This is a genomic window from Streptomyces sp. NPDC059452, assembly GCF_042750035.1.
Taxonomy (GTDB): Bacteria; Actinomycetota; Actinomycetes; order Streptomycetales; family Streptomycetaceae; genus Streptomyces.
On the sequence record NZ_JBHYVE010000019.1, the window covers coordinates 115,277 to 137,262 of the forward strand.

Below are 21,986 nucleotides of genomic sequence, written 5' to 3' on the forward strand. Positions count from 1 at the left end.
CCAGGGCAGCAAGGAGGTTGCCTCCCGGACGATTACAGTTCGGTATATTCGGTATATGCCGAAGAAGCTCGTGATCAAGGTGACCGCCGGGCCCGAAGCCGCCGAGCGCTGCTCGCAGGCCTTCACCGTCGCGGCGGTGGCCGTCGCCAGTGGTGTGGAGGTCTCGCTCTGGCTGACCGGGGAGTCCTCGTGGTTCGCGCTGCCGGGCCGGGCCGCCGAGTTCGAGCTGCCGCACGCCGCCCCGCTGCCCGATCTGCTCGACTCGATCCTCGCGGGCGGGCGGGTCACCCTCTGCACGCAGTGCGCGGCGCGGCGCGAGATCACCGAGAAGGACGTGCTGGAGGGCGTACGGATCGCGGGCGCGCAGGTTTTCGTACAGGAGGCCATGACGGACGGGACGCAGGCGCTCGTCTACTGAGCCCGCCCCCAGGACCGCGTGAGCCCGGCTCGTACCGCGTGAGCCCGGCCCGAGCGGCGTGAGCCCGGCCCGTACTGCTGTCGGTGACGGCCGTCAGTACCGCTTCCTGCCGTCCAGCTCGTCCCACCACTCGTCGGACTTCGGGTCGCCGGAGGGGTCGTCCCACCAACCGTCCTCCGGGCCCCGCCGGTTGGCCAGCACCGCGGCGACGGGCGGGATCACCATCGCGACCAGGCACATCGCGACGGCGGCCGACATCGACCACAGGCGGACGACCGCCCAGGCGGAGACGAAGAGGGCGACGCAGCCGCCCATCATCCAGATGTAGCCGCGCCGGCGTCGGGCGTACATGCCTCCAGCGTAGAACCGCGGGACGGTTTCCGGACGGCACGAAGGGCCGCACCCCGCGTCAGGTGGCGTCCAACCCCCTGGGGTGCGGCCCTCCGGCCGTTCTGTGCCGTGGACCGGCCATGCCGTGGATCAGACGGCGATCGCGACCTCGGCGAGCCCACCGGTCTGCGCGACGACCGTGCGGTCCGCGCTGCCGCCCGGGACCAGGGCGCGGAGCGTCCAGGTGCCCTCGGCCGCGTAGAAGCGGAACTGTCCGGTCGCCGAGGTCGGGACCTCGGCGGTGAACTCGCCGGTCGAGTCCAGCAGACGCACGTAGCCGGTGACGGGCTCGCCGTCGCGGGTCACGCTGCCCTGGATGGTGGTCTCACCGGGCTTGATCGTCGAAGCGTCGGGGCCGCCGGCCTGTGCTCCACACATGGGGTTCTGTCCTTCGGGTCGAAGTGGTGCTGGTCGGTTACTTGTTGGCGCCGAGCTCGATCGGCACGCCGACGAGGGAGCCGTACTCGGTCCAGGAACCGTCGTAGTTCTTGACGTTCTCCTGGCCCAGCAGCTCGTGCAGCACGAACCAGGTGAGCGCGGAGCGCTCACCGATGCGGCAGTACGCGATGGTGTCCTTCGACAGGTCGACCTGCTCCTCCTCGTAGAGGGCCTTGAGCTCGTCGTCCGACTTGAAGGTGCCGTCGTCGTTGGCGTTCTTCGACCACGGGATGTTGCGGGCGCTCGGCACGTGGCCGGGGCGCTGCGACTGCTCCTGCGGGAGGTGTGCCGGGGCGAGCAGCTTGCCGCTGAACTCGTCGGGCGAGCGCACGTCGACCAGGTTCTGGCTGCCGATGGCCTTCACGACGTCGTCGCGGTAGGCGCGGATCGACTCGTCCTGCGGCTTGGCCTTGTACTCGGTGGCCGGGCGCGTCGGGACGGCGTCGGTCAGGTCGCGGGAGTCCAGCTCCCACTTCTTGCGGCCGCCGTCGAGGAGCTTGACGTTCTCGTGGCCGTAGAGCTTGAAGTACCAGTAGGCGTAGGACGCGAACCAGTTGTTGTTGCCGCCGTAGAGGACGACCAGCGTGTCGTTGCCGATGCCCTTCTCGCTGAGCAGCTTCTCGAAGCCGGCCTGGTCCACGAAGTCACGGCGGACCGGGTCCTGGAGGTCCTTGGTCCAGTCGATCCGGATCGCGTTCTTGATGTGGTTCTTCTCGTACGCCGAGGTGTCCTCGTCGACCTCGACGATGGCGACCTGCGGGTCATCGATGTGGGCCTCGACCCAGTCGGCGTCTACCAGGACGTCGCTGCGGCTCATGTTGTTCTCCTCCGGGGCAGTCTGCGGCGGGGTGGTGCGAAGTGCGAGATGCGGAGTGGTGGTGCGGGGGTGCGGGTATACACGCGGATGGACGGAGCGCGGCGCGTACGGGGCACGGGGTCCGGCCCTGACAGTGGTCGAAGGGCCAGGGAGAAGCGGGGCGGAACGAACGCCCCGCTCAGGAGGTGCGACAGAGCATGGCGGCGACGCGGCACAGGTCTACTGCCCGCCGCTTCGTGAGATCCGCCTGTCGCTTCATGGGTCCGATCGTAGGGAGGTACGGGCGGAGATGTCACCGTCGTGTCGCATGGTGAGACGCGATCATCCATGATGCGAGACACGAGAAGGGGAGGCACGCCGCGCGGCCGGTTCCGCGTCGCACTTCGCCCGCCACCCATCTATGGACCGGACACCGGCGTCTCACTATCCGGATCGGCCGCCGTGGGTGAGTTCGGACGCGGGGGTCAGCCCGTCGGTGACGAGGTCAGCCCGTCAGCGAGAGGTCAGCCCGTCAGTGAGACGTCCGAGCCGTTCAGCTCGATCTCCAGGCCGTTCTCGGTCACCTGGACCTGCCGGAGCTCCAGGCCCTTCGGCAGACCGTCGACCTCGCCCTCGAAGTCCGTCCTGCTCCGCACCAGTCGCTCGATCCCCGGGATGCCCTCCCCCGGCACCTCGTCCGCGCGCACCTCGATCGTCCGGCCGTCGACCCGGGTCACGGTGGAGAGCACGCTGCGGGAGACCGGGGTGCCGAGGACGGTGACCGAGCCGGTGACCTTCACCTTGCCGTCGCCGCCGTACGCGACGGTGACGCCGTCCTCCGCCGCCGCCGTCAGGTCCTCGTACGAGACGACGGCGGTGCCGGTGGCGCGGGCCGCCGTGGCGGTGGAGTAGCCGGAGCCGAGCTTCACGTCGTGGAGCCGCGCCCGTACCTCACCGACCCGTATCGCACGGCCCGCCGCCTCGGTCTTCATGTCGGTGAGGGTGATGTCGACCCGGTCGAGCTCCGACGCGGCGAGCTGGGTGAGGAAGGGGAACCCCTTGATCGCTATCTCGGTCGTCCCGGCGCCACCGCTGATGCTGACCCGGTCCTCGGCCTCGGACTCGGCGTAGTACACCGCCGCCCGGTCGACGGCGACGAAGAGACCGCCGACCACCACCAGCAGGACCAGCAGTATTCGCAGTGCGCGCATGTGTGTCGTTTCCCCACCTCGGCCGTACGGTCGGTCCCCCCGGCGTCCGCGAGCCTACTGCGGCGGCAGGGGACCCCCCCTGGGTGATCGACGAGCGACGGCCCCCGATCGGTTCCCGGAGCGGGTACCCCTGGTGAGGGCACGTCAGGCGGGAGATACCGGTCGAGGGCCGTCGGACCCGTTCGCGTACGCGTCAGACGAGGGCGCGGCCGATCAGGTACACCGCCGGGGCCGCCGCCGTGAGCGGCAGCGCCACGCCCGCCGTCATGTGGACGAAGCGCGACGGGTAGTCGTAGCTCGCCACCCGCAGCCCGATCAGGGCGCAGACGGCCGCCGCGAGGCCGAGCAGCGCCCCCTCGGTGCCGTACTCCGTGAGGCCGCCCGCCGCGATACCGGCGCCCGCGCCCGCGAGCAGCGCCACCACGACGGAGGCGGCGCCGGGGAGCGGCAGCGCGCGGGCGAGGGTGGCCGCCGCGACCGCGATCCCGCCGACCACCACCGCGTCCGGGGCCGCCGCGAGGTGCCCGGCGGCGAGGACCGCGAGGGCCGCCGAGACGACCGTGGCCATCAGCCCGTGCAGCCGGTCGTCGGCGTCCGCGTGGCTGCGGAGCTGGAGCACCACGGTGAGCAGCACCCAGACCCCCAGGGTGCCCAGGAGGGCGGCGGGCCCGTGCTCCCGGCCCGCCGCGAGGAGGGCGACATCGGCGACGAGACCGCCCGCGAAGGCGAGCGCGATGCCCTGGCGGGCCGGCCACATGCCGTTGAGCCGGAACCAGCCCGCCGCCGTCACCGCCTGGAGGAGGACGAGCGGGACGAGCAGGGCGTACGAGCCGATGGCCGCGCCGCCCGCGAGGAGCAGGCCGAGCACGGCGGTGAGCGCGGCGGGCTGCGTCCCGGGCGCGATGATCGGCGACCGCCCCTCGGCCCGGGCCCGCTGGGCGTCGGTGATCCGGGCGTTGCCGAGGGTGGTGGGGGCGCTGTACCCGGAGGCGTCGAGTCCGGGCTGCGACGGCGGGCCTGGGTGGCCTGGGTGGCCTGGCTGTCCCGGGTGCGACGGCTGACCCGGCTGTGGCTGCTGTACGGCCGGGGGTACGGGGGCGGCGGCGGCCGGGACCTCGGGCGGGAGGGGGAGGGAGCCGGAGGAGGGGGTCTGCGGGGGCAGGTGGGCGGCCCCGGTGTCGGACCCGTACGGCTGCTGGGGCTGGTGGAGCTGATGACCGGGGTGCGGCTGCCGGGGCTCCTGGTACGGCTGCTGGTACTGCGGCTGCGGAGCCTCCTGGTACGGCTCCTGGTACCGCGGCTGCGGAGCCCCGTACGGATCCGGCTGCCCGGTCCCGTACGCATCCGGCTGCGGCTGCCCGTACCCCTGAGCCTGGACCTGCCCCTGCTCCTGCCCCTGGTACGGCTCCTCGCCCCGCCGGATCGTCGGCTGGTACTGCGTGTCCCAGGTCGGCGCCTGCCACGTCTGCGTCGCGCCCTGGTCGTACGCGCCCGGCTCCTGGGGTACGGCGGACTGCCCGGCCGTCCCGTCGGGCCAGTACGGCTGCTGGGGCTGCTGCTGGGGGTCGTACGGATACGGGTACTGCTGGTCGCTGCTGCTCATGGCCTGCGGCTCACCCTCCTGCGAACGGCGGGAGCACCTCGACCGTGCCGCCCTCGGCAAGGCGTACGGTCTCATGCCCACGGGTACCGACGGGATTGCCGTCGACCAGGAACGAGCACCGCCGGAGCACCTGGCTCAGCTCGCCGGGGTGCCTCTCCCGCGCCCCGGCGAGCGCCTCGGCGAGGGTCGCCGCAGCGTACGGCTCCTCCGCCGTGCCCGCCGCGGCCTTGGCCGCGGCCCAGTAGCGGATCGTCCCCGCTGCCATGGCGCCACTCCTTCGGTCGGTTCGTGAGTCGATGTCGTACGTCAGCTCTCCATGATGGGTCACGCGGGCGGCGGCGCCGTCGCCCAGTCGGCGATACGGGCCAGGAGGGCGTCGTCCGCCGCGTTCTCCGCGTGCCCCATCCCCCGCTCCAGCCACAGCTCCGCACCGCCCGGCCCCGCCGCCCCGGCCAGCATCCTCGGGTGGTCCAGCGGGAAGTACGGGTCCCGGTCGCCGTGCACGAGCAGCAGCGGGGCCGGGGCGATGAGCGGCACCGCCTCGACCGGGGAGAGCGGGACGGGGTCCCAGTCCTCGGTGGCGATGCGGGTACGGAATCCGTACCGCCCGACGAGCCGCCCCGAGGGCCGGGTGACCACCCAGTGCAGTCGGCGCATCGGGGCCGTACCCCGGTAGTACCAGCGGGCGGGGGCGCTCACGGAAACCACCGCATCGGCATGGGCACCGAAGTGCGCCCCCAAGCGCTCCTCCGTGCGCCGGTCGCGCACCGGAACACGTACGGCCGCGTCCTCTGCCCCGGAACCGTCCGTATACAGAGCGCCGTGCCGCAGCACCACGGAACCGCCCATGGAGAACCCGACCGTAACGACCCGGGTGTGCCCGAGGGTCCGCGCCCAGGCCACCGCGGCGGCCAGATCCAGCACCTCGCGGTCGCCCACCGTGGACCGCCCGCCGGACCGTCCGTGCCCCCGGAACGAGAACGTGATCACGGCCGCACGCTGGGAGAACACCCGGACGGCCCGGCGTACGGCGGGGCGGTCGGCCGAGCCCGTGAAGCCGTGCGCCACCACGATCACGGGGGTGTCCGCCACCGGGGCACCCGGGCCGCCGCCCGGCGCCCCGAAACCTCCCGTACACGGGTCGTACACCGCCTCGACCGGTACGCCGTCATCGGTCAGCAATGTGGCGAATCGTGGGACCCGCGTGAGCAAGGGAACAGAAGAACTCACGAAACGACCCTCGGACCCAGAACTCATGTGGGCTATTCTGCTGCGAAGAGGACCTGGGCAATGCAGCCCCCGGGTCCTTTTGTGCTTCCCGGACGTTGTTACGGAGACGTTTCGACAAGCTCAGCGGTCCCAGGGCGCGGGACCGCACCGTAAAACCCGTATGACGCATGAACGCATGACGAACGCAAGAACGCATGACGTACGAAGCAGTGCCGCATACTCCCCCGGGTCCGACCCGGGAGTGCCCCTCTCGCAGGGAACGAGGAGGACCGACGTAATGGGCGAGCGAACCGTGCAACACGATCGACCGAACCAGGCAGGTGGGCGGCGATGAGTTCACTGCTGCTTCTGACGAACGCACTCCAGCCGTCGACGGAGGTGCTCCCCGCGCTCGGGCTCCTGCTCCACAGCGTGCGGGTGGCCCCCGCCGAGGGCCCGGCCCTGGTGGACACCCCGGGCGCCGACGTGATCCTCGTCGACGGACGCCGCGACCTCCCCCAGGTCCGCTCGCTCTGTCAGCTGCTGCGGTCCACCGGGCCGGGCTGTCCGCTGATCCTCGTCGTCACCGAGGGCGGCCTCGCGGCCGTCACCGCCGACTGGGGCATCGACGACGTCCTCCTGGACACCGCGGGACCCGCCGAGGTCGAGGCCCGGCTGCGGCTGGCCACCGGCCGGCAGCAGATCACCTCCGACGACTCCCCGATGGAGATCCGCAACGGCGATCTCTCCGTCGACGAGGCCACCTACAGCGCGAAACTCAAGGGCCGGGTCCTGGACCTGACCTTCAAGGAATTCGAACTGCTGAAATACCTGGCCCAGCATCCGGGCCGGGTTTTCACCCGTGCCCAGCTCCTCCAGGAGGTCTGGGGGTACGACTACTTCGGCGGTACGCGGACGGTCGACGTCCACGTCCGGCGGCTGCGCGCCAAGCTCGGCCCCGAGCACGAGTCGCTGATCGGCACCGTGCGTAACGTCGGCTACCGCTTCGTCACCCCGGAGAAGGTGGAGCGCGCGGCGGAGGAGGCCCGCGCCGCCGAGGAGGCGAAGGAGCGGGCGGCCGCCCAGCGGCGGGCCGGAGAAGCCGTCGCCCGTTCGGAGCAGTCGGCCCCGGCCACCGAAGCGGAAGAAGCCCCGGTCCGGGCTGCCAAGGGATAGGTCCATCCGCGTAGACTGCCGCGCGTGGCCAAGGTGACGCGGGACGATGTGGCGAGACTGGCGGGTACGTCGACCGCGGTGGTCAGTTACGTCATCAACAACGGACCCCGGCCGGTCGCCCCGGCCACGCGCGAGCGGGTGCTCGCCGCGATCAAGGAGCTGGGCTACCGGCCCGACCGGGTCGCCCAGGCCATGGCCTCGCGGCGGACCGACCTCATAGGCATGATCGTCCCCGACGCCCGGCAGCCCTTCTTCGCGGAGATGGCGCACGCGGTCGAACAGGCCGCCGCCGAGCGCGGGAAGATGGTGCTCGTCGGCAACTCCGACTACCGGGACGAGCGCGAGGTCCACTACCTCCGCGCCTTCCTCGGGATGCGCGTCTCCGGGCTGATCCTGGTCAGCCAGGGCCCCAGCGAGCGGGCGGCGGCCGAGATCGAGGCCTGGGACGCCCGGGTCGTGCTGCTGCACGAGCGCCCGGAGGCGATCGACGACGTGGCGGTGGTCACGGACGACGTCGGCGGCGCCCAGCTCGCCACCCGCCACCTCCTGGAGCACGGCCACCCGTACGTGGCGTGCCTCGGCGGCACCGAGGAGACCCCGGCGGTCGGCGACCCGGTCGCGGACCACGTCGAGGGGTGGCGCCGGGCGATGCAGGAGTCCGGCCGCTCGACGGAGGGCCGGCTGTTCCAGGCCCCGTACAACCGTTACGACGCCTATCAGGTCGCCCTCGGCCTGCTCTCCGGCCCGGACCGCCCCCCGGCGATCTTCTGCGCCACGGACGACCAGGCCATCGGGGTGCTCCGCGCCGCCCGTGAACTGCGCATCGACGTGCCGGGTGACCTGGCGGTCGCGGGCTTCGACGACGTGAAGGAAGCCGGTCTCACCGATCCGCCGCTGACCACGGTTTTCTCCGACCGCCCGGCGATGGCGCGGGCCGCCGTGGACCTGGTGCTCGACGATTCGCTCCGGGTCGTCGGCTCGCGGCGGGAGCGGCTGAAGCAGTTCCCCTCGGCGCTGGTGATCCGGCGCTCGTGCGGCTGCGGGGAGCCGACGCCGTAGCCTCGGGAACGTCGGTCTTTACAGCGGGCATACGCCGTTCTTCCGGGCTTCTCAGGACGCACTCAGGTCCTTCTCATGTTCGCTGGCCAGCCTGGTGGACATGACGGAGAACCTTCGCCCGAGCGGCGCGTACACGACGGACCAGGACCCCAACCCGTACTCGTACTCGACTGCGTACGACGGCTACCCGCCGCCGCCCCCGTACGCCCCCGGGCGCCACCAGCGCCGGGCGAAGCGGCCGGTGGTGCTGCTGACGGCGGTCGCCCTCGTGGCGGCGATGATCGGCGGCGGTACGGCGGCCCTCGTCGGGCAGCTGAACAGCGGCGGCCCCCAGGCCACCGGCTCGTCCGGGGTGGTCCAGGGCACCACCGTCTCGCAGAGCAGCAAGGGCACGGTCGCGGGCGTGGCCGAGGCGGTCTCCCCCGCCATCGTCGAGATCGGCGCGGCCTCGTCGGCGGGCAAGTCCACCGGGTCCGGGGTCGTGATCACCGAGGACGGCGAGATCGTCACCAACAACCACGTGATCTCCGGCGCCCAGCAGATCCAGGTCACCCTCTCCACCGGGAAGACCTACACCGCCGACGTCGTGGGCACCGACCCCGACAAGGACCTCGCGCTCATCAAGCTGCGCGGCGCGAGCGGGCTGAAGACGGCCACGCTCGGCGACTCCTCGCAGGTCAAGGTGGGCGACCAGGTCGTGGCGATCGGCTCGCCTGAGGGGCTGACCGGGACGGTCACCAGCGGGATCATCTCCGCGCTGGACCGGGACGTGACGGTGGCGAAGGACGACTCCGGCAGCTCGGGCCGAGGCGACGGTGACCGGTGGCCCTTCGAGTTCGGCGGGCAGCAGTTCAACGGTGACACGGGCGAGCGGACGACCACGTACAAGGCGCTCCAGACCGACGCCTCGCTCAACCCCGGCAACTCCGGCGGTGCGCTGATCAACATGGACGGCGAGATCATCGGCATCAACTCCGCGATGTACTCGCCCAGTTCGTCGGCGTCCGGCAGCGGTTCGACGGCGGGCAGCGTGGGCCTCGGCTTCGCGATCCCGGTGAACACACTCAAGGCCGACCTGGACACCCTGCGCGCGGGCGACGGCTCCTGATCCCGCGCACGGCACGCCCCGTGCGAGGCTGGGACCACCCCCGCAGACCGGGCCGACACGAGAAGAGGACCAGCAGCGATGAGCCCCGCCGAAGACGATCCCCAGCGCATCCTGATCGTCGACGACGAACCGGCCGTACGGGAGGCGCTGCAACGCAGCCTCGCCTTCGAGGGGTACGGCACCCAGGTCGCGGTCGACGGGTACGACGCCCTGGCCATGACCGAGGCGTACGCCCCCGACCTCATCGTCCTGGACATCCAGATGCCCCGCATGGACGGCCTCACCGCCGCCCGCCGCATCCGCGCCACCGGCTCCACCACCCCCATCCTCATGCTCACCGCCCGCGACACCGTCGGCGACCGGGTCACCGGGCTCGACGCGGGCGCGGACGACTACCTGGTCAAGCCGTTCGAGCTGGACGAACTCTTCGCCCGCATCCGGGCCCTGCTGCGCCGCAGCTCGTACGCGTCGGCAGCGGCGGCGGGCGCGGAGGCACCCGACGACGACGTACTCTCCTTCGCCGACCTGCGGATGGACCTGGCCACCCGCGAGGTCACCCGGGGCGAACGGCGGGTGGAGCTGACCCGTACCGAATTCACGCTCCTGGAGATGTTCCTGGCCCACCCGCGACAGGTGCTGACCCGGGAGCAGATCCTCAAGGCGGTGTGGGGCTTCGACTTCGAGCCGAGCTCCAACTCCCTCGATGTGTACGTGATGTACCTGCGCCGCAAGACGGAGGCGGGCGGCGAACCGCGCCTCGTCCACACCGTGCGTGGTGTCGGCTACGCGCTCCGCACGGGCGGGAACGGCGAGGCGTGAGCACCCTGTCCCCTTCCTCTTCCTCTTCCTCCACGAATTCCTCCACGAATTCCTCCGCGAATTCCTCCGCGAATTCCTCCGCGGAGCCCGGGCGGAAGGCCCGGGGCGGGCTCGTACGCCGGTTCCGGGCGCTGCCCCTGCGCTCCCGGCTCGCGATGCTGGTCGCCACGGCGGTCGCGGTGGCGGTCGCGGCGGTGGCGGCGGCCTGCTGGTTCGTGACCCGGGCCCAGTTGGAGCAGCAGCTCGACGACTCGCTGCGCAACGCCAAGATGGACAACATGGCGATGCGCGAGCTGCTGACCGCGTGCCTGAGCGGCGGGCAGTTGCCTGCCGAGGAGTTCCCCGGCCAGTACACCGTGCAGATCGTCGCGGCGGACGGCAGCTACTGCACGGCCCCGAACACCACGCCCGTCCCGGCCCGGCCGGACGACGTCTCCGTGGCGGCGGGCAGGCAGGCCGACGCGCTGCACACGACGGAGAACGACGACGGCCAGGAGATGCGGGTCTACACCCGCAAGCTGCCCCCGGTGATCAGCACCGGCTCGGCCAACAACCGGCTCGCGGTCTCGGTGGCCCGCCCGCTGAGCGAGATCGACGCACCGCTCTCCACGCTCGCCTGGGTCCTGGTCCTCGTCGGCGGCATCGGCGTGATCGGCGCGGGAGCGGCCGGGCTCTGGGTGGCGCGGGCGGGGCTGCGCCCGGTCGACGAGCTGACCGAGGCCGTCGAACACGTGGCGCGCACCGAGGACCTGACCGTACGGATCCCGGTCGACGGCGAGGACGAGATCGCCCGCCTGTCGAACTCCTTCAACTCCATGGCGGCGCAGCTCGCCTCCTCCCGCGACCGCCAGGCCCAGCTGATCGCGGACGCGGGCCATGAGCTGCGCACCCCGCTCACCTCGCTGCGGACCAATGTGGAGCTGCTGGCCCGCAGCGACGAGACGGGCCGGGTGATCCCGCCGGACGACCGCAAGGCGCTGATGGCCTCGGTCAAGGCCCAGATGACGGAGCTGGCCGCCCTCATCGGCGACCTCCAGGAGCTGGCCCGCCCCGACGCCGCCCAGCCCGGCCCGCTCCAGGTGGTGGCCCTGCACGACATCACCCGTACCGCCCTCCAGCGCGCCCGTCTGCGCGGCCCCGAGCTGACGATCACCGACGAGCTGGCCCCCTGGTACGTACGGGCCGAACCGGCGGCCCTGGAGCGGGCGATCGTCAACGTCCTGGACAACGCGGTGAAGTTCAGCCCGCCCCGCGCCACGATCGACGTGCACCTGCACCGGGGCGAGCTGACGGTACGGGACCGGGGCCCCGGCATCCCCGCCGAGGAGCTCCCGCACGTCTTCGAACGCTTCTGGCGCTCGCCCTCGGCCCGGCAGCTCCCCGGCTCGGGTCTCGGCCTGTCCATCGTGGCCCGTACGGTCCAGCAGGCGGGCGGCGAGATCGCGCTGCGCCCCGCCCCGGACGGCGGCCCCGGCACGGTCGCGGCGATCAGGCTGCCGGGGGCGCCTACGCCTCCGCCGGGGATGTAGGTCCCGGGGGCGGCGCATCGCCCCCGGCCCTGCCCTGGACTGGGCCCCCGACGGATGTGAAGGTAGATCACCGGACACATCGTCAACAGGGGGATGTCGTATGCGCGTCCGCACCACCGGGGCCGGAACGGCCACCGGCCGCTCCGCGTGCGACCGGGGCAGCAGGAACCACCAGCACACCTCGCGCGACCGGGCGGTGCGCCACCATGATCGGTGAGCTCGGCGACCGCTCCCCGCGCCAGGTCGGCCCGTACCGCATCCTCGCGCGGCTGGGGGCGGGCGGCATGGGCGAGGTCCACCTCGGTGCCGACCTCCGGCCCGGCCCCGGGCAGGCGGGCGGTCCGGGCGGTGGGCCCCGGCTCGCCGCCGTCAAGACGATCCGGGCGGAGCTGGCCGACGACCCCGCCTTCCGCGACCGCTTCCGCCGCGAGATCGTGACGGCCCGCTCCGTCGACAGCCGCTCCACCGCCCGGCTGCTGGCCGGTGACGCGGACGCGCCGGTGCCCTGGCTGGCCACCGAGTACGTGGCGGGCCCGACGCTGGACCGGGCGGTACGCGTGGCGGGTCCGCTGCCCCTCGCGACGGTCCGGGGCCTTGGCCTGCGGCTCGCCCGCGCCCTGCGCTCCATCCACCACGCCCGGGTCCAGCACCGCGACCTGAAACCGGCGAACGTCCTCCTCGGCGCCGACGGCCCCAAGGTCATCGACTTCGGGATCGCCCGCGCGTTCGGCGCCACCACGATGACGGCGACCGGCGCGATGATCGGCTCGCCGGGCTACATGTCCCCCGAGCACGTCCTCGGCGGACAGCATGTGGTCGCCTCGTCGGACGTCTTCTGCCTCGCCTCCGTGCTCTGCTTCGCCGCCACCGGGGAGAGCCCGTTCGGGAGCGGCCCGGTGGGTGCGGTGCTGTACCGGATCTCGCAGGCGGAGGCCGAACTCACCGACGTACCGGCCGAGTTGCGCGAGCTGATCGAGGACTGCCTGAGCCCCGACCCGTCGTCCCGCCCGGACGCGGCCGTCCTGGAGTCCCGGTTCCGGGCGGCGGAGGAGGCGGCGGGGGCCGGGACGGACGGTGCCCTCGTCTGGCCGCCGGAGGTCGCGGCGCTGATCACGCGGTACGAGGACGACCTGGCCCGGACCGTCGCCTCGGCGGGCCCGCTCGCCGGACCCGTCGTCCCGACGATGCCGGGCGCCGCCCCGGTCCACAGCGCGCAGACCGTCACCGGCCCGCCCCCGCCACCGGCCACCGCTCCCCCGGCCGCCCCGGCCCGCCGTGGCTTCAGCCGCCGTACGGTCGCGGTCGTCGTCGCCGGGGCCCTCGTGGTCGGCGTGCTCGGCGCGGTCGGCCTGCGATCGTGGCAGGACAGCCGGGAGAACCGGAACGACGCGGGCGCCACCCCGCCCGCCGCCGGGCCGTCCCCCTCCCGGGCCCCCGCGCCCCCGGCGGGCGTGGACCAGTACGGCGCCGAACGCACCCGGTACTTCCCCGCCGACAAGGCCGCCCGCCCGGACGGCTGGCAGGCGTGGGGCACGAAGATGAAGGGCCGCCCCTGGTCCTGCGCGCTCAACAGCAAGGCCCTGGTCTGCCGGACCTTCCACGGCGGCCTGGAGGCCGTGCGCGCGTCCGACGGCAAGCCGCTCTGGACGGCGCCCTCGTCCTCTCCCGGCGACAGACCGATCATGACGGGCACCCGTGGCCTGGCCCTGCCCGGCAACCCCACCCACCCGGTGATCCACGCCGACACGGTCGTCTCCGCCGAGGGGACGGTCCTGCGGGGCAGGAACGTGGCGGACGGCACGGTCCGCTGGGAGAAGGACCTGAGCACGGACCCCCGGCAGGAGGACACGGGCTACGCCCCGGACGTCTTCCTCGGTGACGGCGTCGCCTTCTTCAGCACCGTCAGCGTGGGCAGCCAGGGGGTCACCGCCTATGACGCCGCCACGGGCAAGGAGCTCTGGACGCGTTCCCTGGCCTCGGCCGCGGGCCCGCGGGCCGCGGACGGGATGTACGCGGCCGACTCGTTCGTGGCCGGACGGCTCATCGCCCGGACCGAGGGCGGGCTGACCGCCTTCGAGGCGCGGACCGGAAAGCCGACCTATCTGTCCCTCCCCAGCGGCGCCGACTGCACGGCGGTCCGCGAACACGACGGCCGGGTGCTGTGCGATGTCGAGGGCGACGGCACCAAGGTGCTCGACGCCAAGACGCTGAAGCAGGTGCCCATCGCGGAACGGAAGCTCGGCGACGCCGCCGCACCGGCCCGGGGCGCGATCTCGACCGGCTCCGGCCAGTACCGGCTGGGGCAAGGGGAATCCTCTTCCGAGGTGACCCTCACCGCCCTGGGCGTCCCGCCCTCCGAGGGCGGGCCGCGCAGTCTCGGCACCCCCACCGGGGGGAGCTCCGAGGCGACGATCGCCGGGGCCACGGCGATGTTCGCCGACAACCGCTACCTGTACACGCTGCCGGTCAAGGGCGGCGAGCGGAGGCGAACCGGGATCGAGGGGGCGCCGGGCGACGGTCCGGCCGACCCCGCCGACGACGCGGGCGACGCGGGCGACTTCGACGACACCGCCGCACAGAGTTGGGACCCGCAGCTTCTCTCGCTCGGCGGGGTGCTCTTCCTCGCCTTCCACGACGGGACCCTGCGCTCGATGGAGATCCCTAGCTGACGGGGGCGGGGGGGGGCGGCCTCTGCCAGGACCGCACCCGCGCCCCCACCGTACGTACGCCTGCCGGAACCGCGCCCGCCCCACCGACGTCCCGCTGAAGTCCACCTGATCGCACGCGACTTGGAGCCGCCCACCGTGCTGCGCCCGCTCGACGCCCACGCCCCGTACGACGTCGGCCCCTACCGGCTGCTCGCCGGTCTCGGCTCCGGCGGCATGGGCACGGTCCACCTCGCCCTTCCTCCCGGCGGCGGCCCCGATGACCTCGTGGCCCTGAAGACGGTCCGCGCGGACCTGGAGCTGGAGGGCGACTTCCGGCTCCGCTTCCGGCGTGAGGCGCAGGCGGCCCGCGCGGTGCGGAGCCCGTACGTCTCGGCGCTCGTCGCCGCCGACCCGGAGGCCCAACGGCCCTGGCTGGCCACCGAGTACGTCGTCGGCCCCTCGCTCGACGAGGCGGTGACCCGGGCGGGCGCCCTGCCCGTACCGGTCGTACGGAAGCTCGGCGTGGCCCTCGCCCGGGGCCTCGCCGCCGTCCACGGCGCCCGGCTGGTGCACCGGGACCTGAAGCCCGCCAATGTGGTGCTCGGGGCGCACGGCCCGCGCCTCATCGACTTCGGCATCGCCCAGGCGTACGACGCGACCGCGCTGACCGCGACCGGGATCATGGTGGGCTCGCCGGGCTTCATGTCGCCCGAGCATGTGGCGGGCGACCGTTCGGTGACGGCCGCGTCGGACGTGTTCTGTCTCGGGGCCGTCCTCTGTTTCGCCGCGACCGGTCAAGGACCCTTCCAGGACAGCGAGTTGGCTGCCGTGGTGCACCGCATCGCCCAGGGGAACGCCGATCTCTCCCGGCTGCCGGACGAGTTGGCGGAGGTGGTCGGCGCCTGTCTGGACCGGGACCCGGCGCGGCGGCCGACCACCGGCGAGCTGATCCGGGCGCTCGACCCGGCGGCGGCAGCACCCCGCCCCGGAGCCTCGCCGCCCCCGCCCACCGGCCCGTTCGGCTGGCCGGACGGGGTGCGGACGGTGATCGGGGAGTACGAGTACGCCGTCGGCCGGGCCCTGATCGCGCCTCCGCCCCCGCCCGGACCGCCTGCGCCTGCGCCCGGACTCGCGCCATCGGACGCCCCGGAGACGCCCGGACTCGCACCCGGACTCGCGCCCGCGCGATCGCCCGCATCATCGGACGCCCCGGAGGCGCCCCGTACCCCGCCGCCGCCCGGCCCCCGCCGCTCCCGCCGCCTCCGGTGGGCCCTGGGCATCGGCGCGGGGCTGGTGGCCGCCGCCCTGGCCGCCGTACTGGTGCCGCCACTGCTGCCCGGCGCGGGCAGCGCGGGCGACACGGGCGGCAGCGCGAGCGCGCCCCCGGGCGCGGGAACGGGAACGGGAAGCGCCTCTCCCCGCAGCTCCGCCCCCGCCGAACCCGCCCCGCCCGCCGCCCCGGCCGTGGCCAGCACGATGACCGACTTCGGCCCCGGAGCCCGGGACCGTAACCACCTCCCGGAGGGCTGGTCGCCGTGGTCCTCCTCCTTCGAGGGCGCGGGCAAACCGCTGGAGTGCATGCTCGGCGGTACGGTCCTGGTCTGCCGGCTGCACGACGAGGGCCGACGGCTGCTGTGGCTGGAGGCCCGGGACGCGTCCGACGGCAGCGCCCTGTGGCGCTACCCGGCAGAGGGGGCGACGACCGGGAACACCTCGGTGAGCGGTCTCGACCTGGACGCGCGGCACGCCTATGTGTCGTCGGCGGACGGGGAACGCTTCGCCGTACTGAGCCTGGACACCGGCAAGCAGGTGGCCGAACTGCCCGGCCGGAGCGGCTACCGCCCGTCGCACGCCCGGGTCCACGAGGACCAGGTCTTCGTGTCGTACGTGGAGCGGGACGGCGAGGGTCCATCGACCCGGGTCCTGCTCCGGGCCCATGCGCTCCGGGACCGCGAGCAGCAGTGGGAACGCGTGATCCCGGGGGCCTTCGCGCAGTCCCTGGGCGTCGTGGGGGACCGCGTCTGGGTGGACGGCCCGACGGGGAGCCACGCGCTGGACCGGGCGACCGGGAAGTCGCTGGCCGAGGTGCCGGACCACTGCCAACTCCCCTCCCGGGGCGCGGTGCACGCCTTCTGCCCGGACGACGTACGGGAGGCGGCCACCCTGAAGAAGGTCAGCAACGCGCGGCTGGGCCTGCCGTACGCCGTCAGCCGTGACGGCGTCGCCCTCGGCCGGGGCACGGGAGTCCGGGAGGGCTCTCCCTACCTGGAGGCTGTGGACCTGCGGACCGGGCGGGCGAAGTGGTGGATGCCATGGGCGTCCGACGACCCGGTGCTGGTGGCCGGGGACACCGTACTGACGCTGGGGCGGTCCGGGGCGCGCCTCCTCGCCCTCGCCACCGGCAAGGAGACGCGCTCGCTCGCGTACAACGACTGGCCCCGGGAGGAGCGGGACGCCGCCGAGCGCCCCACCACCGTCATCCTGTCCGGCGGCGCCCTGTTCGCCACCTTCGACGACGGCACGGTGCTCTCCGTGTACGCCCCCTGAGCCCGGACACCCGACGGCTTCCGCCCCGATCAGGCCGGGTTGTGCCGGATCAGCGACTCCACCAGCCGGGACCGGTTGTTCGGGTAGTCGAGCGGGACGATGCCGAGCCCGGTCCACCCGGCGGTCTCGGAACGTTCCAGGAAGGAGTGCACCTGCGGGTTGAGCCGGTCGGCGTTCCAGCGGGGCGGCATCAGGGCGGCGGTGGAGACGTAGTTCATGAAGAACTTGCCCGGCTGCTGGGCGGCCTTGCGGAACTGGGCTTCGATCTTGCGGTACTTGGCGAACGGCTCGGCCATGTAGTCGTCCTGGATGTCGAAAACGGCCGGATCGCCGTAACGCACCCCGGGCAGACCGCCGTTGTCCGCCAGCAGCACCACCTTGCCCCGGGCCCCGCCGAGCGAGGGCAGCGCGGGGTCCAGCCGGAACAGGGACCGCCACCCGCGCCCGTCCAGGTAGTCGTCGAAGACCGCCCGGAACGCGGCGTCGCTCTCGGAGGAGTACTCCTGCTTGACCCGCATCAGTACGGTCTCGCTCGGCCGCGCGGCCAGGAAGTCCCGGCAGGCGATGAGGACATCGCCGAACATCATGTTCTGGAACGCGGCCCCGTGGTGGATCGCGAACGAGCCCCCGGTGATCCGGCACCGCACGTCGAGAAAGCGGATGCCGCTCTGCAACTGCTGGGCGATCGTGGTGTTCTGGCACTCCGACCACGGCCCGCCGAACCGCGCCCCCGAGTCGTGCGTACCCGGGATCGTGAGCCGCTGGAGCGCGGTGCCGTCGGGGAGGCCGCCCATCCAGTCCTGCGTTCCCCGGACGGCGGCCCGGGCCGTGGACCGGGTGGCGGCGACGGCGGGGGCGGCCCCGACGATCGCGGTGGCGGAGACGGCGAGCGCACCGGCCAGGAAGCCTCTGCGCGTACTCAACGCGCTTGACTGCGCGGGGCGTTCGGGAGCGGTGGACATGGGGGCGCCTCCAAGGGCCGTGGGGGGCAGGCCCTTGGATTCTGACGCGCACACGTCACACCGGGAAGGGGGAGGCGGCGGGGACTTGAGGCCCCCTGGCACTCCAACTTCCGTTCACACCCTGTGGACAGGGGTTGGGGCGACCTCCCATGGACGGCTCTGGCCGCCCCGGAGGGAAACGAGTTCTGCGTCTTCCGCCCACCAGGGCTCGCGCCCAGGGCCTCAGTCCGGCAGCGCCACCGTCAGGTCCACCTCCACGATCTGCCCGGGATAGCCCAGTTGTGCGACGCCCAGGAGGGTGCTCGCGGTGGTGAACGCCGGGCCGAGGCCGGAGGCGTTGAGCCGGGCCCACACCGACGTGAGCACCGGCCCGTGGTCACTCTTCACGTAGATCACCGACCGCACCACGTCGTGCGGCCCGGCGTTCACGGCTGCCAGGGCGGCGAGGGCGTTGGCGGCGACCTGGTCCGCCTGCTTCTCGGGGGAGCCCCGGCCGACGACATCGCCGTCCATGTCGAGCGGGCACTGCCCCGACAGGTAGGCCGTACGACCGGCCTCCACGACGGTGATGTGGTGGTAGCCGGGTGTCTCATGCATGTTCTCGGGATTGATGCGGGTGATCTTCTCCGTCATGCCCCCGAGTCTGCCAAGCGCGCCGCCGCCCCGCACGGGGTTTCCCGCCACCGGCGCGAGCGGCAGCCCGCCCCGCAACCGCCCGACCAGGTCGGGGTTACGGAACCCCCGTACCGGCCGGTCCGCCGGTCGGCGTCGGAGGAGAGGAACCGGGAGATCAAGTAGCCGTTGGCGCCGTGCGGTTCGACCCCGTCGAACCCGGCGTCGACGGCCCGGCGGGCGGCGGCCGCGTACGACTCCGCGCGCTCGGGCACTTCTTCGGTGGCCAGGGCACACGGCACCGGCACGGGCTGGGGCCCGGTCGGCGTGAAGACGTCCCCGGACGCCGGTACGACCGAGGGCCCGACCGGCACCGTCCCGGTCGTGTCCGTCGCACTGATGGCCACGGCCCGGGCGCACCGCAAGACCCTGCGACGGGCCTGTTTTCCCACCATTCGACCCTCTCCCGAGCACTCCGGCGGGGCATCCGGCACGGAATACGGAATTCAGCATACCGGAATTGTCCATTCACCCCGAGATGCCCGACCACACCAATATACGAAGCTTGTGTTCCTCCACTTCGAGACAGCTTCCCCACCCTCACCCACTCTCCCTCCACCCCATCCCACCAGCACCTTCATGCCTGCCACAGCCCTCTGGGCGCCATCACCACCCCACCCCACGCCGGTCCGGAAATGACCCGAGCCACACGCGTGCGCACTCACCCATGCCCTGCCTCAGATATTCCCGACCGAGGCGAAAAAGCAGGGAATTTAACCGAGCAGCAAACCCCTTGAATCGCTTCACCCCCTCGGAGAGATTTGGTCCGCACCAAGGCGGCAGGGGGGTTAATCGACCCCTTGCTGCCGCCTGCCCATCAGTCATTCATGAAGGAGCAACGTGATAAACAGACGTGCAGTGAGCGCCGTCGCAGCTGTCGCCCTCGTCGGCGTATTCGGCGTGTCCGCCGCGAACGCGGCGCCCGTCCCCTCCGTGGGTACCGGTTCCGTCGCGGCCGCCGCCGAGGCGTCGCGCTCGGCGGTCGGCACCGAGGCCGACGGCCGCGAGCTGCTCGCCGGCCTGTTCTTCCTCCAGGGCGAGACCGGCAAGAAGTTCACCGAGCTCCGCTCGTACACCGGCGCGAAGGACGCCTACCGCGAGAACGCCAACGCCGAGTCCCGCAAGGCCGTCGGCGAGCTGCTCGACATCATCGCCGCGAAGGACAGCGGCTTCTTCTCCACCTTCTCCTCCCAGCTCCGTTCCGGCGACCCGCGCAAGGTCGAGGCCGGTATGAACGCCGCGGTGAAGCTGCTGACCAAGGTCACGGTGGACGCCGAGGAGGCCGGGAACGCCAAGGACATCGGTGCCGGGACCGGCTACTGCGCCGTCCTGGCGCTGAACGTGCTGATCGTCGTGAACGCGGGTGGCGCCGTGAACGTCTCCGTCGCGATCAACCTCCAGGCGTGGAAGTACGTCGTCAACGCCTCCGTCGCACCCAGCGGCGGGGACTACGACATCACCAAGGAACAGCAGGTCGCGGACATCACCCGGCTCGTTGCCGTCTGACGTGTCCCACCCCGCCCGCTGACCATCGGCCGGACCGTCCCCGGGGCCACCGGGGGCGGTCCGGCCGCCCTTGCCCGTTCCGCACGTGTCCGTTGCCCCTTCGCCACCGCGTGCCCTGTGGGAAAGCCAGTCACCTGCCCATGAGATTCATCGAACGCATACCCCTACAGACCACCGAGTCGACATCCCGTGTCCCCGTCCCGCGTTCCCGGTTCATCGCGGTGGTCGGCGTATGGGTCCTGGTCGTTCTGTACACGGCCCAGGTGTTCCTGCCGAAGAACGTCCTGCACTTCCCCGGACAGGAGACGGTGCACGAGGCGGCCCTGGTGGTGGCACCGCAAGGGTGGGCCTTCTTCACCAAGTCCGCCAAGAGCACCGAGTTCGTGCCCTTCCGCTTCCGGGACGGGGCTTGGCGCGACGTACGACTGGCTCCCCATGCCAAGCCCTCCAACGCCTTCGGGTTCGACCGGGCCTCCCGTTCCCAGGGCATCGAAGGAGCCCTGCTGCTGCACGAGAAGGGCATCGTCTGGCGGGACTGCGGGGATGACACGACGGCCGCCGACTGCCTCAAGGACGCCCCGGTGACCCGGAAGATGACGAACCGTTCGCCGTCGCCGACCATCTGCGGGCGGGCGGCCCTGGTCGAGATGAAGCCCGTCCCCTGGGCCTGGCGCGACCTGCTTCCCCTGACCCACACCCCCGTACGCGCCGCTGTGTGGGAGGTGACGTGCTGATGACGGCAGCCGACCGTCTCGTCACCCCGCCGTGGACCAACGTGTACGGCGTCGCCCGTACCCTCGTCGCCCTCGGCACCGCGGGAACCCTCGCCCTCTCCAGCGCGGACACCCTCTTCCGGCCCGTCGCCACGATCGGCGCCTTCCCGACCTGTGAAGGGGCGACCTCCGCCTCCGTGTTCTGTCTCGCCGACGGCGACAGCGGCGGGCTCACCTGGCTGAAGTGGCTGTGTGTGCTGGTCCTGCTGATCGCGGCCTCCGGATGGCGGCCCCGCTTCACGGCCCTTCCGCACGCCTACGTCAACTACAGCGTCTTCTCCGGGATCGCGATCAGTGACGGCGGCGACCAGATCGGCCTCGTCCTGTCGATGCTCTTCGTCCTGCCCGCCCTGGGCGACCCCCGCCGCTGGCACTGGCAGGCGCCGCCGCCGCACACCGACACCTCCGCCTACCGCAGCTGGGCCCTGATCGGCACCTCGGGCCTGGTGATGCTGCGCCTGCAGATGTCGCTCGTCTACTTCAACGCGTCCGTCGCCAAGCTGCCCCACGCGGAGTGGTACGACGGCTCGGCCATGTGGTACTGGTCCACCAACGCGAGCTTCGGGGCCCCGCCGTGGCTGGATGCCTTCGTACGCCCCGTCGTCTCCACGTCTCTGGGGGTCGCCCTCATGACGTGGCTGCCGCTGCTCATCGAGCTCTCGCTCGCCGCCGCGTTGCTGCTGCCGCAGCGGATCCGCTATCAGGCGCTGTGGGCGGGGCTGCTCTTCCACGCCTCGATCGGGCTGATGATGGGGCTCTGGAGCTTCGGTCTGGCCATGGCGGGCGGGCTCATCGTGCTGTGCCTGCCCCACGGCTCCACGATCACCCGGCGCCGGTCGCCTGCCCCACCGGCACCCGAGCCGGCCCGCCCGAAGGACTCCAACGAAGCCGAGGCCGAGGCCACGCCCAACACCGGCACCGGCACCGGCACCGGCCATGACCCTGCTTCCCCCGTACGGGTCTGACCGGACGCGCGCGCAACGCGAGCAGCACGTCGGAAGGGGAGGCCCGGGCCCGGGCCTCCCCGACCCGCCCCAGCCGCCCCCACCCAACCGCCACCCACCCAAACCGTACCAAAACAACCGCCAGCCCCACAACCCCGGCGAGCACAGCCACGGGGTA

At 72.6% G+C, this 21,986-nt stretch carries 21 protein-coding genes and 1 pseudogene; 11 read left to right on the forward strand and 11 right to left on the reverse strand.

Annotation, left to right across the window (positions count from 1 at the left end; genetic code table 11):
* The first annotated feature begins 55 nt into the window (after positions 1 to 55).
* Positions 56 to 418 carry a DsrE family protein gene (locus tag ACFW9Z_RS24280; RefSeq protein ID WP_128846292.1) on the forward strand — a complete coding sequence of 121 codons (363 nt, stop codon included), beginning with the start codon at positions 56 to 58 and terminating at the stop codon, positions 416 to 418.
* Positions 419 to 511: 93 nt separating this feature from the next.
* Here ACFW9Z_RS24280 and ACFW9Z_RS24285 read toward each other — a convergent pair whose 3' ends face one another.
* From ACFW9Z_RS24285 to ACFW9Z_RS24320, 8 genes are all read right to left on the reverse strand, one after another.
* Complete coding sequence (locus ACFW9Z_RS24285; protein WP_384644355.1) at positions 512 to 769, reverse strand: DUF3099 domain-containing protein; 258 nt, start codon at positions 767 to 769, stop codon at positions 512 to 514.
* 129 nt (positions 770 to 898) lie between these two features.
* Positions 899 to 1,186, reverse strand: a complete 288-nt coding sequence (locus ACFW9Z_RS24290; RefSeq protein ID WP_097868095.1) for a DUF1416 domain-containing protein — start codon at positions 1,184 to 1,186, stop codon at positions 899 to 901.
* A gap of 37 nt (positions 1,187 to 1,223) precedes the next feature.
* Positions 1,224 to 2,063, reverse strand: coding sequence for a sulfurtransferase (locus tag ACFW9Z_RS24295; RefSeq protein ID WP_384644357.1), 840 nt, complete (start codon positions 2,061 to 2,063; stop codon positions 1,224 to 1,226).
* A gap of 178 nt (positions 2,064 to 2,241) precedes the next feature.
* On the reverse strand, positions 2,242 to 2,322 hold the full coding sequence (locus tag ACFW9Z_RS24300) for a putative leader peptide (protein WP_350240574.1): 81 nt from the start codon (positions 2,320 to 2,322) through the stop codon (positions 2,242 to 2,244).
* A gap of 244 nt (positions 2,323 to 2,566) precedes the next feature.
* Positions 2,567 to 3,253, reverse strand: a complete 687-nt coding sequence (locus ACFW9Z_RS24305) for a DUF2993 domain-containing protein (protein WP_384644359.1) — start codon at positions 3,251 to 3,253, stop codon at positions 2,567 to 2,569.
* A gap of 193 nt (positions 3,254 to 3,446) precedes the next feature.
* Complete coding sequence (locus ACFW9Z_RS24310) at positions 3,447 to 4,856, reverse strand: hypothetical protein (protein ID WP_384644361.1); 1,410 nt, start codon at positions 4,854 to 4,856, stop codon at positions 3,447 to 3,449.
* Positions 4,857 to 4,866: 10 nt separating this feature from the next.
* Complete coding sequence (locus ACFW9Z_RS24315; protein ID WP_384644363.1) at positions 4,867 to 5,121, reverse strand: MoaD/ThiS family protein; 255 nt, start codon at positions 5,119 to 5,121, stop codon at positions 4,867 to 4,869.
* Positions 5,122 to 5,180: 59 nt separating this feature from the next.
* Positions 5,181 to 6,113, reverse strand: coding sequence for an alpha/beta hydrolase (locus tag ACFW9Z_RS24320; protein WP_384644365.1), 933 nt, complete (start codon positions 6,111 to 6,113; stop codon positions 5,181 to 5,183).
* Positions 6,114 to 6,416: 303 nt separating this feature from the next.
* On the opposite strand from ACFW9Z_RS24320, the gene ACFW9Z_RS24325 reads away from it, so the two are divergent.
* The 7 genes from ACFW9Z_RS24325 to ACFW9Z_RS24355 all read left to right on the forward strand — a co-directional run bounded on the left by ACFW9Z_RS24325 (position 6,417) and on the right by ACFW9Z_RS24355 (position 16,951).
* Complete coding sequence (locus tag ACFW9Z_RS24325; protein WP_384644367.1) at positions 6,417 to 7,241, forward strand: response regulator transcription factor; 825 nt, start codon at positions 6,417 to 6,419, stop codon at positions 7,239 to 7,241.
* 24 nt (positions 7,242 to 7,265) lie between these two features.
* Positions 7,266 to 8,300: a LacI family DNA-binding transcriptional regulator gene (locus tag ACFW9Z_RS24330; protein WP_384644369.1), complete on the forward strand. Its 1,035-nt coding sequence runs from the start codon at positions 7,266 to 7,268 to the stop codon at positions 8,298 to 8,300.
* Positions 8,301 to 8,400: 100 nt separating this feature from the next.
* Positions 8,401 to 9,408, forward strand: a complete 1,008-nt coding sequence (locus ACFW9Z_RS24335) for a S1C family serine protease (protein ID WP_384644371.1) — start codon at positions 8,401 to 8,403, stop codon at positions 9,406 to 9,408.
* A 78-nt stretch (positions 9,409 to 9,486) separates the two neighbouring features.
* Positions 9,487 to 10,227, forward strand: coding sequence for a response regulator transcription factor (locus ACFW9Z_RS24340; protein WP_384644373.1), 741 nt, complete (start codon positions 9,487 to 9,489; stop codon positions 10,225 to 10,227).
* A 131-nt stretch (positions 10,228 to 10,358) separates the two neighbouring features.
* The gene (locus tag ACFW9Z_RS24345; RefSeq protein WP_384644477.1) at positions 10,359 to 11,756 is read left to right on the forward strand and encodes an ATP-binding protein; all 1,398 of its coding nucleotides are present in this window, start codon (positions 10,359 to 10,361) and stop codon (positions 11,754 to 11,756) included.
* 206 nt (positions 11,757 to 11,962) lie between these two features.
* The gene (locus ACFW9Z_RS24350) at positions 11,963 to 14,425 is read left to right on the forward strand and encodes a protein kinase (protein WP_384644375.1); all 2,463 of its coding nucleotides are present in this window, start codon (positions 11,963 to 11,965) and stop codon (positions 14,423 to 14,425) included.
* Positions 14,426 to 14,545: 120 nt separating this feature from the next.
* Positions 14,546 to 16,951 carry a protein kinase gene (locus ACFW9Z_RS24355; protein WP_384644377.1) on the forward strand — a complete coding sequence of 802 codons (2,406 nt, stop codon included), beginning with the start codon at positions 14,546 to 14,548 and terminating at the stop codon, positions 16,949 to 16,951.
* A gap of 29 nt (positions 16,952 to 16,980) precedes the next feature.
* On the opposite strand, the gene ACFW9Z_RS24360 is transcribed toward ACFW9Z_RS24355, so the two are convergent.
* From ACFW9Z_RS24360 to ACFW9Z_RS24370, 3 genes and pseudogenes are all read right to left on the reverse strand, one after another.
* A complete protein-coding gene (locus tag ACFW9Z_RS24360) occupies positions 16,981 to 17,913 on the reverse strand; it encodes a phosphatidylinositol-specific phospholipase C (RefSeq protein ID WP_384644379.1) in 933 nt (310 codons plus the stop codon).
* 222 nt (positions 17,914 to 18,135) lie between these two features.
* Positions 18,136 to 18,546 (reverse strand): RidA family protein, encoded by a 411-nt coding sequence (locus ACFW9Z_RS24365; RefSeq protein WP_384644381.1) that lies wholly within the window; start codon positions 18,544 to 18,546, stop codon positions 18,136 to 18,138.
* A gap of 98 nt (positions 18,547 to 18,644) precedes the next feature.
* Positions 18,645 to 18,926 (reverse strand): annotated as a pseudogene (locus ACFW9Z_RS24370) (alkene reductase); the annotation flags it as partial.
* A 517-nt stretch (positions 18,927 to 19,443) separates the two neighbouring features.
* Here ACFW9Z_RS24370 and ACFW9Z_RS24375 point away from each other — a divergent pair.
* The 3 genes from ACFW9Z_RS24375 to ACFW9Z_RS24385 all read left to right on the forward strand — a co-directional run bounded on the left by ACFW9Z_RS24375 (position 19,444) and on the right by ACFW9Z_RS24385 (position 21,829).
* A complete protein-coding gene (locus ACFW9Z_RS24375; protein ID WP_384644383.1) occupies positions 19,444 to 20,091 on the forward strand; it encodes a hypothetical protein in 648 nt (215 codons plus the stop codon).
* Positions 20,092 to 20,231: 140 nt separating this feature from the next.
* Positions 20,232 to 20,825 (forward strand): SdpA family antimicrobial peptide system protein, encoded by a 594-nt coding sequence (locus ACFW9Z_RS24380; RefSeq protein WP_384644385.1) that lies wholly within the window; start codon positions 20,232 to 20,234, stop codon positions 20,823 to 20,825.
* The gene (locus ACFW9Z_RS24385) at positions 20,825 to 21,829 is read left to right on the forward strand and encodes a sporulation-delaying protein SdpB family protein (RefSeq protein WP_384644387.1); all 1,005 of its coding nucleotides are present in this window, start codon (positions 20,825 to 20,827) and stop codon (positions 21,827 to 21,829) included. The genes ACFW9Z_RS24380 and ACFW9Z_RS24385 overlap by 1 nt, the downstream gene beginning before the upstream one ends.
* The last annotated feature ends 157 nt before the right edge of the window (positions 21,830 to 21,986 follow it).

Bases quoted from the DNA above. Each gene is read 5' to 3' on its own strand.
- ACFW9Z_RS24280 (WP_128846292.1), top strand. From the start codon at position 56: ATGCCGAAGAAGCTCGTGATCAAGGTGACCGCCGGGCCCGAAGCCGCC.
- ACFW9Z_RS24285 (WP_384644355.1), bottom strand. From the start codon at position 769: ATGTACGCCCGACGCCGGCGCGGCTACATCTGGATGATGGGCGGCTGC.
- ACFW9Z_RS24290 (WP_097868095.1), bottom strand. From the start codon at position 1,186: ATGTGTGGAGCACAGGCCGGCGGCCCCGACGCTTCGACGATCAAGCCC.
- ACFW9Z_RS24295 (WP_384644357.1), bottom strand. From the start codon at position 2,063: ATGAGCCGCAGCGACGTCCTGGTAGACGCCGACTGGGTCGAGGCCCAC.
- ACFW9Z_RS24300 (WP_350240574.1), bottom strand. From the start codon at position 2,322: ATGAAGCGACAGGCGGATCTCACGAAGCGGCGGGCAGTAGACCTGTGC.
- ACFW9Z_RS24305 (WP_384644359.1), bottom strand. From the start codon at position 3,253: ATGCGCGCACTGCGAATACTGCTGGTCCTGCTGGTGGTGGTCGGCGGT.
- ACFW9Z_RS24310 (WP_384644361.1), bottom strand. From the start codon at position 4,856: ATGAGCAGCAGCGACCAGCAGTACCCGTATCCGTACGACCCCCAGCAG.
- ACFW9Z_RS24315 (WP_384644363.1), bottom strand. From the start codon at position 5,121: ATGGCAGCGGGGACGATCCGCTACTGGGCCGCGGCCAAGGCCGCGGCG.
- ACFW9Z_RS24320 (WP_384644365.1), bottom strand. From the start codon at position 6,113: ATGAGTTCTGGGTCCGAGGGTCGTTTCGTGAGTTCTTCTGTTCCCTTG.
- ACFW9Z_RS24325 (WP_384644367.1), top strand. From the start codon at position 6,417: ATGAGTTCACTGCTGCTTCTGACGAACGCACTCCAGCCGTCGACGGAG.
- ACFW9Z_RS24335 (WP_384644371.1), top strand. From the start codon at position 8,401: ATGACGGAGAACCTTCGCCCGAGCGGCGCGTACACGACGGACCAGGAC.
- ACFW9Z_RS24340 (WP_384644373.1), top strand. From the start codon at position 9,487: ATGAGCCCCGCCGAAGACGATCCCCAGCGCATCCTGATCGTCGACGAC.
- ACFW9Z_RS24350 (WP_384644375.1), top strand. From the start codon at position 11,963: ATGATCGGTGAGCTCGGCGACCGCTCCCCGCGCCAGGTCGGCCCGTAC.
- ACFW9Z_RS24360 (WP_384644379.1), bottom strand. From the start codon at position 17,913: ATGTCCACCGCTCCCGAACGCCCCGCGCAGTCAAGCGCGTTGAGTACG.
- ACFW9Z_RS24365 (WP_384644381.1), bottom strand. From the start codon at position 18,546: ATGACGGAGAAGATCACCCGCATCAATCCCGAGAACATGCATGAGACA.
- ACFW9Z_RS24380 (WP_384644385.1), top strand. From the start codon at position 20,232: ATGAGATTCATCGAACGCATACCCCTACAGACCACCGAGTCGACATCC.
- ACFW9Z_RS24385 (WP_384644387.1), top strand. From the start codon at position 20,825: ATGACGGCAGCCGACCGTCTCGTCACCCCGCCGTGGACCAACGTGTAC.